Raw genomic sequence first — 12801 nt, forward strand, 5'->3', positions numbered from 1 at the left:
ACCGGTCAGGTCTGATCTGACCGGTTGTTTGCATTCTCCTTGTTCATGACATCGCGGAACGTCTCCATGAAAGCAGTGACGGCTTTCGATAAATATCTGCCTTTGCGGTAAGCGATCACCAGAGTCCGCGTGGGCCGGATCGTCAGCGGCAGGTAAGCCGGCGCGAACTCGCTATGTCGTCCCCGGGACACCATAAGCGGCACGAAAGCAATACCCATCCCTGCGGCTGCAAGGGATTGAACGGTTTCGATATTGCTGCTCTCGAACACGATGTTGGGAGTAAATCCGGCCTGCTGACACAAATCGAGCGTAATTTGGCGGAAGCCCTGTCCTTTTTTCAGCGTAATGAAAGGTTCGTTCCTCAGTTCGGCGATATCAACCGCTTTGGCCTGTCCATCGGCGCTGTATTGGGCTAACGGATGCGTCTTCGGAACGGTCAGCACAATTTCCTCTTCGATCACGGCTTCATAGTCGAGCGTTTCATCGATAAGCGGCAGCGACAGGAGGCTAATATCGGCCTGCCCGCTTGCGGTCAGCTGCTCCAGATTGGTCGTCGTCTCCTCCACAAGGACGATATCGATCTCCGGATAGCGCGCCTGGAACGCCGGCAGCACCAAGGGCAGCACATGGGCGCCCGTAATGGGCAGGCTGCCGACGACCAGCCTGCCTTTGCGCATTTGGGAGATGTCCTCCATCTCTTTTTTGAGTTGCTCGACCATGTCGAGTATTTTTTGCGCCTTCTCGACAAACAGGGTTCCGGCATAAGTGGCTTCCACGGAGTTCGTGGTTCTCTGAAACAAAAGGACGCCGATTTCTTTCTCCAGTTTGGACAGCTGTTGGCTGAGCGAGGGCTGGGCGATATGCAGCTTTTCGGCGGCCCTGGAAAAGTTTTTGTCTATGGCGATTTGCAGTGCGTATTGCAGTTGTCGAAGCTCCATCATCACCGCTCCTTTACGATTGCTTATAATCAAAAACTATCAATCTTATAGATATTATATCTTGGATCAATGAAGATGGAAATGGTACGATATTACGCATAGGATGCATCATATTATATTGAGGTGGAACCGATGGCAAAAACAATTATCGAAAAAATTTGGGATAACCATGTCATTCATTCGGAACCGGGCAAACCAAGCATTATTTACATCGATCTTCATTTGGTTCACGAAGTGACTTCCCCGCAAGCGTTCGAAGGTCTTCGCATGGCCGGCCGCAAAGTGCGCCGTCCGGATCTGACGTTCGCGACAATGGATCACAACGTCCCGACGAAAGACCGTTTCAACATTACCGATCCGATCTCCAAGCAGCAGATCGACACGCTTGCCAAGAACTGTGCTGATTTCGGCGTGAAGCTGTTTGACCTGAACCACATCGATCAAGGCGTTGTACACGTTATGGGTCCTGAAGTGGGACTGACGCATCCGGGCAAAACGATCGTGTGCGGCGACAGCCATACGTCCACGCACGGTGCGTTCGGCGCGCTGGCATTCGGAATCGGAACCAGCGAAGTGGAGCACGTGCTCGCAACGCAATGCTTGCAGCAGGCAAAACCCAAGACGCTGGAAGTGCGCATCAACGGCAAGCTGAGACCGGGCGTCACGGCGAAGGACTTGATTCTCGGCGTTATCGCCAAATACGGCACGGACTTCGCTACCGGCTATGTCATTGAGTACACGGGCGAAGCGATCCGCGGCTTGTCCATGGAAGAACGTATGACGGTCTGCAACATGTCCATCGAAGCCGGAGCAAGAGCCGGTTTGATCGCTCCGGACGAAACGACGTTCGAATACCTGCGCGGCCGCGACTATGTACCGAAAGGCGAAGCGTTCGATCAAGCGGTTGCCCGGTGGAAGCAGCTGGTTACGGACGAGGGAGCTGTTTACGATCGCGTAGTGGAATTCGACGCGGACAGCCTGATTCCTCAAGTCACCTGGGGTACAAGCCCGGGCATGGGTACGGATATTACGGCCAGCGTGCCGAACCCTGCTGATTTTCCAACGGAAAATGAGCGTAAAGCCGCCGAGAAAGCGCTGGAATACATGGCGCTCACACCGGGAACACCGATGACGGAGATCGCTATCGATTATGTGTTTATCGGCTCCTGTACGAACGGCCGGATCGAGGACCTGCGTGCGGCTGCGGAAGTGGCTCAGGGCTACAAGGTGGCTCCGAACGTTACCGCCATCGTAGTGCCGGGTTCAGGCCGCGTGAAAGCACAGGCGGAAAAAGAAGGACTCGACAAAATCTTTACCGAAGCCGGTTTTGAGTGGCGTGATGCGGGCTGCAGCATGTGTCTGGCGATGAACCCTGACGTGCTTCAACCGGGTCAGCGCTGCGCATCGACCTCCAACCGGAACTTCGAAGGCCGTCAAGGCCGCGGCGGACGTACGCACCTCGTATCTCCGGCAATGGCGGCAGCGGCTGCAATCAAAGGACATTTCACGGATGTGCGCGATTGGAAATTTAAAGTGAAGCAAGAAGCTTAAAATCAATCATTCTCATGTGAGGAGTTAACGACATGGAAGCTTTTAAACAGCATACAGGCCTGGTCGGTCCGGTGGACCGCGTGAATGTGGATACCGACGCTATTATTCCCAAGCAATTTCTGAAGCGCATCGAGCGCTCCGGCTTCGGTCAATTTTTATTCTATGAGTGGCGCTTTGACGAGCAGGGCGCCGTCATTCCGGAATTCAGTCTGAACCTGCCCCGCTATCAGGGCGCTTCGATACTGCTTTCCCGCGCCAACTTCGGCTGCGGCTCTTCCCGTGAGCATGCGCCATGGGCGATTCAGGACTATGGTTTTAAAGTCATCATCGCACCGTCGTTTGCCGACATTTTCTACAATAACTGCTTTAAGAACGGCATTCTGCCGATCAAGCTGAGCGAAGAGCAGGTCGAGGAACTGTTCCAGCGTACGGCAGCGAATGAAGGCTACAAATTGAGCGTTGATCTGGAGAACAAAACGATTAAGGACGGCCAAGGTCTCTCCATCAGCTTCGATCTGGATGAGCATCGCCGCCAATTCCTGCTGCAGGGGCTCGATGATATCGGCCTGACGCTGCAGCATGAAGACAAGATTGCAGCCTATGAAGCGGCTCACCAAGCCTTATAAGCCATTTTTGCAAATGAAAAAGCTGTTGAGAGAATATGCTCAGCAGCTTTTTTGCTGTCCATTTTGTTGTTTGCCGAATGATTTCTTATTGAAGAAAATAACATTAGGGAGATCAGGAAACGAATGAAGATTTTTTACTAAAGGTAAAACAGGGTGGGAATTTACAATCTTATTGATAGGTAATGCCATTTTTCTTTGGTCAAGAGTTTTCTATCAAAGAAAAATGCGATGACAAATACGCGATCGTGTTGATTGGGCACGATAGTTGATGAGCCGCCTTATCCGTAGGCGGTTTTCTATTGGTCAAGAATCAACAATAGCAGGAGCATGTTTTTTATTTCCATCTTCCAATGTATATAATAGCATTTGTAGTATACATAAAGGGGTGAGGGCCATGATTTTCAACAAAATCGGGATCGTCGGCGCGGGCACGATGGGGCAGGGCATTGCCGAAATGCTCGCCGGCAAAGGGCTTGATGTGGTGCTGATCGACCGCACGCCGGAAAAGCTGCTGCAAGCGATGGAGCAAATCGAAATGAGTTTGGATAAGCAGCTGGAAAAATGGGCGATCACCGCCGCGGAAAAGAAGATGATATTATCGAAGATACAAAAAGAAACGTATGTGCACCGAATGATGGAGTGCGATTTGGTCATCGAGTCGATCAATGAGGATTTGGAGCTCAAGAAGCAGCTTTTCCGGCAGCTTGACGATGTGTGTCCTCCAAACATCATTCTGGCCAGCAACACGTCTACGTTAAGTCTGACGGAGCTGGCGGCGGAAACCAAAGCACCCGAGCGGGTGATCGGCCTTCATTTTCTATATCCGGCATCGAAAATCCAGCTGGTGGAAATTATAAGAGCGCTGAAAACGAGTGATGACACCTTCGTCCGCACGAAGCAGTTTGTGGAAGAGACGATTCAAAAACGCGGGATTCAAGTATATGAATCTCCGGGCTTTGTGACGACGAGGCTATTCTGCGTGCTGATCAACGAGGCGATGCATGTGCTTTCCGAGCGGGTGGCCTCTGCAGAGGATATTGATACGGCTATGCGGATCGGATATGATTTCCATTACGGTCCGCTGGAGATGGCCGACCGGTTCGGTCTGGATTCGGTGCTTGCCTCTATGGAACGCATGTTTCGGGAATTCGGGGATGTGAAATACCGGCCGTCTGTACTGCTGAAGCAAATGGTGCGGGCCGGGCAGCTCGGAACGAAAACGGGACAAGGTTTTTTCCGCTACGATAAGGACGGTGACCGGCTATGATCATTCTAGTCGTTAATGCAGGCAGCTCGTCGCTGAAGTTTCAATTATATCAAATGAAGGATGAAACCGTGCTCGCTAAGGGCAAAGTGGAACGCATAGGGATGGAATCGGCGATTTTACACTTTGAACCTGCAGGAAAACAGGAAATCCGGGAAGTACGGGAAATATTGGAGCATACGACAGCCTTTCGCAAAGTGATGGATATTCTTGTTCATCCGGTTCATGGCATCCTCCAGTCCGTGGATCAAATTGAAGCGGTCGGGCACAGGGTTGTGCATGGGGGGGAGTCGTTTTCCGGCTCCGTTTTGGTGGACGAGGAAGTCAAACGCGAAATCAAACGCCTGTTCGACTTGGCTCCGCTGCATAACCCGGCGCATATACTGGGGATCCAGGCCGTGGAAGCGAATATGCCCGATATCCCGCAGGCCGTTGTCTTCGATACGGCGTTTCATCAGACGATGCCGCCGACCTCTTATTTGTACCCGATTCCGATGGTGCTCTATAAAAAACACAAAATCCGCCGTTACGGCTTTCACGGCATGTCCCACGCCTATGTGAGCGAACGGGCCGCGGCTTTTCTGGGCCGTCCGCTGAAGGAATTGAAGCTCGTTACCTGTCATATCGGCAACGGCGCCAGCTGCGCAGCCATCTTGGGCGGCCGCTCGATGGATACGAGCATGGGGATGACGCCGCTGGAGGGGCTGATGATGGGTACCCGCAGCGGTGACATCGATCCGGCGATCGTGCCGGTTACGATGAGCAAAGAAGATCTGACGCTGGCGGAAGTGAGTTCGATGTTGAACCGGCACAGCGGGCTCATGGCGATCTCGGGCATCGGAAGCGACATGAGGGAGATCGAGCAGGCGATAAAAACGGGAGACCGCAATGCGTCGCTGGCGTTCGAAATGTACGAATACCGGCTGCGCAAATATATCGGCGCTTATGCCGCCGCAATGAATGGGTTGGATGCCGTTGTGTTTACTGCTGGTGTGGGAGAGAATTCTGCGATGCTCCGGGCTGCGGTTTGCCGGAATTTGAGTTTCCTCGGGATCGAGCTGGATGAGCAAGCGAACGAACGCAAGGAGTCCGGGGAACGGGAAATCACGGCGCCGGAGTCCAAGGTAAAGGCGCTGGTCATTCCCACCAATGAAGAACTCGTCATCGCCAGGGATACATACCGTTTGATTTTACACCGCAATGATGTAGAATAATGAGATAAGGCGAATACCGAACGTCTGTTCATTGATAAATGCTACATAACGAAATACGGGGGAGGATGGTTTCATGAGCCGCAATTTATGTATGATCCGGGACGTGGATCAGCATGTGAACGAAACCGTTACGATCGGATGCTGGCTGCACAATAGCCGATCCAGTGGGAAAATCCGTTTTTTGCAGCTGCGCGACGGTTCCGGTTTTATTCAAGGCGTGGTTGTAAAAAACGAAGTGGATGAGCAGGTATGGGAGGATACGGGCAAGCTTACGCAGGAGAGCTCCTTGTACATCACGGGCGTAGTGCGTGAAGATGCCCGCAGCAAGGGCGGCTACGAGCTGACGGTTACGGGAGTGGAGATCATTCAGCTCACAAGCGATTATCCGATTACACCCAAGGAGCACGGGGTCGATTTTCTGATGGATCACCGCCACCTGTGGATCCGTTCTCCGCGGCAGCGCGCGATTCTGGTGATTCGGGCGCAAATCATCCGGGCGGTGCAGCAGTTTTTCGATGAGCGGGGCTTTCATCTGGTCGACCCGCCGATCCTGACGCCTTCTTCGGCGGAAGGGACGACGAGCTTGTTCCATACCAAATATTTCGATGAGGATGCATTCCTGACCCAGAGCGGCCAGCTCTACATGGAGGCTGCGGCCATGGCGCTCGGCAGGGTTTATTCGTTCGGGCCAACGTTTAGGGCGGAGAAGTCCAAGACGCGCCGTCATTTGATCGAGTTCTGGATGATCGAGCCGGAGATGGCCTTCTTCACGCATGAGGAAAACCTTGAAATACAGGAGCAATTTGTCGCCTACATTGTGAAGTCGGTGCTGGAGCACTGCCGCAGGGAGCTTGAGGTGCTGGGGAGGGACGTATCCAGGCTGGAGGGCATCGAGGCTCCTTTTCCGCGCATTACATACGACGAGGCGGTTAAATTTCTGCAGGAGAACGGCCATGAAATCCAATGGGGGGAAGACTTCGGCGCTCCCCACGAAACGGCGATAGCCCAACAATATCATAAGCCGGTGTTTATTACTCATTATCCGACGGACATTAAGGCGTTCTACATGAAGCCGGATCCTGCACGGCCTGAAGTGGTGCTGTGCGCAGATTTGATCGCGCCGGAAGGATATGGGGAAATTATCGGCGGCAGCCAGCGGATCGACGATCCGGAGCTGCTGGAGCAAAGGTTTCAGCAGCACGAGCTGTCGAAGGAAGCGTATCAGTGGTATCTCGACCTGCGCAAGTACGGATCGGTGCCGCATTCCGGCTTCGGTCTGGGGCTGGAGCGCACAGTGGCCTGGATATGCGGTCTCGACCACGTTCGCGAGACGATTCCGTTCCCGCGGCTGCTGTACCGTTTATACCCGTAATATCCGAAAGGAAGGGCTTGCATGAGAAGGAGCGAACAAGATACGAAGGAGCTGCCGTCCGTGCTGCTCGCGGGCTGGCAGGAGGGGAACGTGAATGTTCCTTATTGGCTGCTCCGGTATTACACGCAGCTTCGGCTGCAGGAGCAGGATGTCATGCTGATTCTTCACGTTATGGCTTTCAAGCAAAAGGAAAACAAGGATTTTCCGACGTTCGAGGAGATCCAGTCGCGCATGTCGATCCCGCAGGAGAGGGTCATTGCCGTCCTGCAAAAGCTGCTGAAGGAAGGGCTGCTGAGGATTGACGAGGAGACGGATCCGTTATCTGCGGTTCACAGCGAGAAATATAATTGGCAGCCGCTGATGGAGCGGCTGGCGGAGTGCCGCCTGGAAGAGCTGCTGGAGGAACGCGCGGCCTTGCGCAGGCAAGCGGGTGCAGACGCATCCGGCAAAAAGGATATCTTTACCATCTTCGAAAAAGAGTTCGGGCGTCCGCTTACCCCGATGGAGCTGGAGTCGATCTCGGGTTGGATGGATAAGGACGGATATCCCGAGGAGCTTATTCTTGCCGGGCTGAAGGAAGCGGTATTCGCAGGAAAGGTACATTTTCGTTATATCGACCGGATTCTTCTGGAATGGCAGCGAAACCGGATCAAAACCGTAGAACAGGCGAAGGAGCATTCCCAGAAATTCCGTGCACGTTAACCAAGAGACAGCAGGGGTTGTCCCGGGCTGTTCATGAAATCCCTCAAAGGGAAGGACCAAGAGTGTCCTCCCCTTTGAGGGATTTTTTTGTATTGCAGCGGAGGGATGAAGATCACCTATTTCTAAAGAGGAATCGGAGGAAGAGGTCGTATTATGGAAAAAAATTTTAAAAAATAATGATCTTTTTGTAACCTTTCTTTGAACATCTACGTCTAAATGGATGGTAGTTACACTTTCTGGCAGATTATAGACAAATCCATAACCGGAAGGAGGGCCCATATGATTCGATGGCTGCGCAGACGACATCAAGACGGGATGCACAGGAAGCCGCTTCCTGAAGTTCCACCGGCACCGCAGGACTTACGCGGGGGGCAAGCGCAGGCGGAAGCGGAGAGCGCCTCTTCGGCACAGGCCCTGATGGACGATCCTTCGGAGCATGAACCGGTTATCGATACGAGCAAACCGCTCCTCACCGTAACCGGTGTGGAACGTTCTTTTTCAGTGGGAGGACATGAACTGCATGTGTTGAAGGGAATTGACATGGAGCTGTTTCCCACACAGCTTGTCATGCTGAAGGGAAGATCCGGCTCGGGCAAAACCACGCTTCTGAATTTGATCGGGGGGCTGGATCTGCCTAACCGGGGGGAGATCCGGTTCAAGGAGCATTGGATTCATCAATGCAGCGACGATCGGCGGACGTACATAAGAAAAACTGAAATTGGATTCATTTTCCAGTCATTTGCATTAATGCCTCTGTTATCGGCTTGGGAGAATGTAGAGCTGTCGCTGCGGATGGCCGGTCGGCCAAGATCCGAATGGAAGGCGCGCGTGGCTCACTGTTTGGAGCTTGTAGGTCTGGGCAAACGGATGCATCACCGGCCGTTCGAGCTCTCCGGGGGAGAGCAGCAGCGCGTAGCCATTGCCAAAGCGATAGCTCATAAACCCAGTCTGCTGCTGGCTGACGAGCCGACTGCAGAGCTGGATTCGCAAATGGGAGCTCAGGTCATGACCGTTTTTCGGGACATCATCCGAACGGAACGCATGACGATCTGCATGACAACGCATGATCCGACAATAATGGAGGTTGCCGACCGTGTATTCGAAATGGTGGATGGGAAGTTTATCAATAGTTAAAAAAGGGGGAAAGCCTTTCCTGCTCGTATGCATGGCGGCATCGTTGGCCGTTTCTTCGGGTTGCTCGCTTTTGCCAAAAGAAGAGGAGGAAGAAATCGTACCCATCGTCAAGCCGCCCCAGCTTTCCAAAAAACCGGAGTATGTGGTGAAGACGGATACGCTGGAAACGAAGGTGCGCGGCTCCGGGAAGCTGATGGCCACGGTGGAAGAAGACTTGTATTTTACCGATGAGAACAGCCGCCGCATCAAAAATGTTGCCGTAAAGGCCGGAGACCAGGTGACACAAGGCCAATTGATCGCCGAACTGGATGTCACGGAGCTTGAAAGCCAGCTGAAGCAGAAACGGCTTCAGACGCGCAAAGACGAGCTGACCATGATTGAGATGCTGCGCAAGGCCGACGAGATGAGCGCGGAACAGTTGGAGCAGGCGAAGATCGATTTTGAGCTGAAGCGCGAAGAGCTGATTGAACTGGAGAAAACCATTGCGGGCGCAAAGCTTACGGCCCCGTTCTCCGGCACGATCGTATCGGTTTATCTGAAGAAAGGGGATACGGCTAAAGCTTATGATGCGGTAGCAACCATCGCCGACTTGTCCCAGCTGACGGTAGCGGCCACGCTCAGCGGGGAAGACTTGAAGAAAGTGGCGGTCGGCATGGAGGCCATTGTAGATATTAACTCGGCCGGTCAGCACAAAGGAAAAGTACTGCAGCTTCCGAATCCGAAAGCCGATGACGGCAGCGGGGGCGGCGGCTTTCCCGGCGACGGTCAGGGCAGGCAGCCTGATTCGATCGAAAACTATATGATCATCCAATTGGATCCGTTCCCGGAAAACCTGAATCGGGGCACACCGCTCAGCGTATCGGTCATTACGCAGCGCAAGGAGAATGCGGTTGTCATTCCGCTTGCCGCCCTTCGCTCGTATGCCGGCCGAAACTACGTACAGGTTGTGGATGACCAGGGCAGTAAAAGGGAAGTCGATGTGGAAATCGGCCAGCAGACGTCGACCGATGTGGAGATTGTGAAAGGTCTTACGCCCGGGCAGAAAGTAGTGGGACGCTGATGGCAATGCTTCGTTTTTTATTCCGCAAAATGTGGAATACGCGCTGGCTTACGCTCAGCACCTTAGCCGGCCTCATTATGGCTGTTGCGTTTACCACGAGCATTCCCATGTATTCGGACGGTTCGCTCAAGCGGGTCGTCGCTGCAACGCTGAAAGAGAAAAGCCAAGGAATGTCCGCCGGTTCGGTCTTGATCCGCTATCAAGCCTCCGGCAATGACCGGGCGGATCTGTCTGCATTTGCCGATGTCGATGCCTATATCAAAGAAGAACTGCCGCAAGAAATCGGTTTCCCGGCGGACGCGTACGTTCGCAGTTTGTCCATACGCGGTTCGCAGCTTACCCCTGACGATCCGTCAAAAGTGGATCCGAGCAAGAGAAGGCAGATGACCCTGATGGCACAGAGCGGACTCAAGGAAGAGGTCGAGCTGACGCAGGGGAATTGGTTCTCGGAACAGCCGCAAGACGGCGTTATCGAAGTCGTTATCCATGAGGAAGCCATGTTCCGGGGGGACATGCGCGTCGGCGATGTATTTCATTATCCGATTTCCGGGGGACTCGGCATCGCCCCGCTGAAAGTAAAGATCGTGGGCATATTCAAGCCGAAGAATGATGCTGATCCGTATTGGTTTCAAGGAATAGAAGGGCTCATCACGACCTTTTTTATGAGCGAAACCGGGTTTAACGACGAGCTCTTGACGAAGAAAAAAATTCCGCTCAACCTGGCGAACTGGTATTACGCTTTTGATTTGCAGGAAATCAAAACGAGCCAGCTCTCTTCGCTGCAGCGCAAGCTGGAGCGGCTCGACATTACGCTGTACCAGAAGCTGAAGGATACCCGGGTGGACGTATCGTTTATCCCTCTGCTGCAGGAATTTAAAGTACAAAGCCTGCAGCTGCAGATCCTGCTGTTCACTTTAGCCGCTCCCATGATTGCGATGGTATTCTATTACATCGTAATGAATGCCAGACAGTCTCTTGACCGGCAGCGAACCGTCATTGCGGTCATTCGAAGCCGGGGCGGGAGCACGAGACAAATTATATGGATCTATCTGCTGGAGGGGCTGCTGCTCGGAGGAGCAGCTATCATCATCGGTCCTATGCTCGGGTGGTTTATGGCCAAAAGCATAGGTTCATCCAGCGGTTTTCTTACCTTTGTGGACCGGGAGGCCGTTCCGGTCGGCCTATCTGAAGAAGCGCTGCTCTACGGGTTAGCCGCCGTGGTCATTGCTTTGATGGCCAGCGTGATTCCGGCCGTCATTTATGCCAGAGCCTCGATTGTCAGCCATAAACAACAATTGGCGCGCTCTGACAAAAAGCCGTTCTGGCAAAAATGGTTCCTTGATGTGCTGCTGCTGTGTCTGGTCGGATATGGGTATTACTTGTTCGGCCAGCGCCAGGAATTGTTCGCACAGACAGGGATGACGACGGATCAGCTGCAGGTGCATCCGCTGCTGTTTTTCATTCCGGCATTATCGATTATCGGGCTTGGGCTGTTTTTTCTGCGTATCTTTCCGTGGCTGCTCCGTTTCTGCAATTGGCTCGGCAAGCGGGTTCTGCCCGTTCCGATGTACTTAACGCTGACGCAGCTGTCCCGTTCGTCAACGGCCTATTATCCCCTGATGCTTCTGCTGATCCTGACACTGGGTCTTGGGGTGTACAACGCTTCGGCGGCGAGGACGATCGATCTGAACTCGACGGACCGGATTTTGTATGCCTACGGGACAGATGTGGTGATGAAAGCGGATTGGCAGGCTGTCGCCGAAACGCCGCCTCAAGCCCCGAATCCGGGAAACGGTCAAGGTCAAGGCCAGGGCAATCCCGGAGGCAGCGCGGGAGGTAACCCGCAAAGCCCCGGGGGTTCGAATCCGGGTCAAGGCCCGGGCAGTCCCGGACAACCGGGCGGTCCCGGAGGCGGCACGGGAGGACCTCCGCCGACAATGCGCTATATCGAACCGCCGTTTGAGGTGTTCCGCCAGCTGGAAGGCGTGGAGCATGCGGCACGTGTCCTGCTGGCAAAAAGCAACGTTGTCGTTTCCGGCAAATCGCTCGGCCAGGGCATGCTGATGGGAATCGATAACGTCGATTTTGCGGAGGTGGCCTGGTTCCGTAAAGATTTGTTTTCTGTGCATCCCAACCATTACTTGAATCTGCTCGGACAATACGAGCAAGCGGTCATTATTCCGACAACGTTTGCCGAGAAGCATCAGATCAAGCCGGGCGATTTAATGAATATTACGATATCCGGCCAACCGGTGGAATTCGTCGTCGTTGCCGCCGTCCCTTACTGGCCGAGTCAATATCCGGAGCAGACGCCGTTTATGATCGCCAATCTGGAGTACATTTATGATCAGGCTCCGGTAACGCCTTATGAGGTTTGGCTGAAGATGAAAGACGGAGCCAAGGTCACGCCGTTGATCGAAGCGCTCAGGGAAAAGAAAGTCGACATCGCCAGCGTCAAGGACGTCCGCAACGAGCTGATCTCTCAAAAAAGGCATCCGGCCCGCGGAGGGGTATTCGGTATTTTGAGCCTTGGCTTCCTCGTCTCGGTGCTCGTTTCACTGATTGGCTACATCTTGTACTGGTTTTTCAATTTGTCCAGCCGGGTGGTCCAGTTCGGCGTATTGCGGGCGATGGGATTATCGAAACGTCAATTGACAGGCATGCTGCTGCTTGAGCAGACGTTTACCGCAGGCTTGGCGATTGTTCTGGGCTTAAGCATCGGTAAATTGACGAGCTACCTGTTCCTGCCTTTCCTCCAGACGGCAGAGAATGTCAAAATGCAGGTGCCTCCGTTTCGTGTGGTATTCGATGCCAGAGATACCGATCAGCTCTATGTCGTCGTAGCCGTCATGATGCTGACCGGTGCGGGCCTGCTGTTCCTTCATATCAGGCGCTTGCGTGTCCATCAGGCCGTGAAGCTGGGAGAGGAGAAATGATGTA

At 53.5% G+C, this 12801-nt stretch carries 10 protein-coding genes; 9 read left to right on the plus strand and 1 reads right to left on the minus strand.

Annotated elements, in window-relative coordinates; genetic code table 11:
- Positions 1-5: 5 nt before the first annotated feature.
- Complete coding sequence (locus NR121_RS11000; protein ID WP_062407725.1) at positions 6-938, minus strand: LysR family transcriptional regulator; 933 nt, start codon at positions 936-938, stop codon at positions 6-8.
- A gap of 132 nt (positions 939-1070) precedes the next feature.
- Between NR121_RS11000 and leuC the strand changes: the two genes are divergently transcribed.
- The 9 genes from leuC (at position 1071) to NR121_RS11045 (ending at position 12797) form a co-directional block, all read left to right on the plus strand.
- Positions 1071-2489 carry a 3-isopropylmalate dehydratase large subunit gene (gene leuC / locus NR121_RS11005; protein ID WP_062407726.1) on the plus strand — a complete coding sequence of 473 codons (1419 nt, stop codon included), beginning with the start codon at positions 1071-1073 and terminating at the stop codon, positions 2487-2489.
- Between the two features lie 32 nt (positions 2490-2521).
- Positions 2522-3115: a 3-isopropylmalate dehydratase small subunit gene (leuD, locus tag NR121_RS11010; protein WP_062407728.1), complete on the plus strand. Its 594-nt coding sequence runs from the start codon at positions 2522-2524 to the stop codon at positions 3113-3115.
- 394 nt (positions 3116-3509) lie between these two features.
- Positions 3510-4382 carry a 3-hydroxyacyl-CoA dehydrogenase family protein gene (locus NR121_RS11015; protein WP_054818096.1) on the plus strand — a complete coding sequence of 291 codons (873 nt, stop codon included), beginning with the start codon at positions 3510-3512 and terminating at the stop codon, positions 4380-4382.
- Entirely contained in the window at positions 4379-5593 is a 1215-nt protein-coding gene (locus NR121_RS11020) for an acetate/propionate family kinase (protein WP_062407730.1), read from the plus strand. Before NR121_RS11015 ends, NR121_RS11020 begins: the two co-directional genes overlap by 4 nt.
- A 73-nt stretch (positions 5594-5666) precedes the next feature.
- Positions 5667-6965 (plus strand): asparagine--tRNA ligase, encoded by a 1299-nt coding sequence (asnS, locus tag NR121_RS11025; RefSeq protein WP_137670521.1) that lies wholly within the window; start codon positions 5667-5669, stop codon positions 6963-6965.
- 21 nt (positions 6966-6986) lie between these two features.
- Positions 6987-7667, plus strand: coding sequence for a DnaD domain-containing protein (locus tag NR121_RS11030; protein ID WP_054819953.1), 681 nt, complete (start codon positions 6987-6989; stop codon positions 7665-7667).
- A gap of 279 nt (positions 7668-7946) precedes the next feature.
- Positions 7947-8801 carry an ABC transporter ATP-binding protein gene (locus NR121_RS11035; protein WP_254611366.1) on the plus strand — a complete coding sequence of 285 codons (855 nt, stop codon included), beginning with the start codon at positions 7947-7949 and terminating at the stop codon, positions 8799-8801.
- Positions 8761-9861 (plus strand): efflux RND transporter periplasmic adaptor subunit, encoded by a 1101-nt coding sequence (locus NR121_RS11040; RefSeq protein ID WP_373864976.1) that lies wholly within the window; start codon positions 8761-8763, stop codon positions 9859-9861. Before NR121_RS11035 ends, NR121_RS11040 begins: the two co-directional genes overlap by 41 nt.
- Positions 9861-12797: an ABC transporter permease gene (locus NR121_RS11045; protein ID WP_062407737.1), complete on the plus strand. Its 2937-nt coding sequence runs from the start codon at positions 9861-9863 to the stop codon at positions 12795-12797. The genes NR121_RS11040 and NR121_RS11045 overlap by 1 nt, the downstream gene beginning before the upstream one ends.
- The last annotated feature ends 4 nt before the right edge of the window (positions 12798-12801 follow it).

Origin of the sequence: Paenibacillus sp. Pae15 (genome assembly GCF_024519685.1) — a bacterium.
GTDB classification, from domain to species: domain Bacteria; phylum Bacillota; class Bacilli; order Paenibacillales; family NBRC-103111; genus Paenibacillus_G; species Paenibacillus_G naphthalenovorans.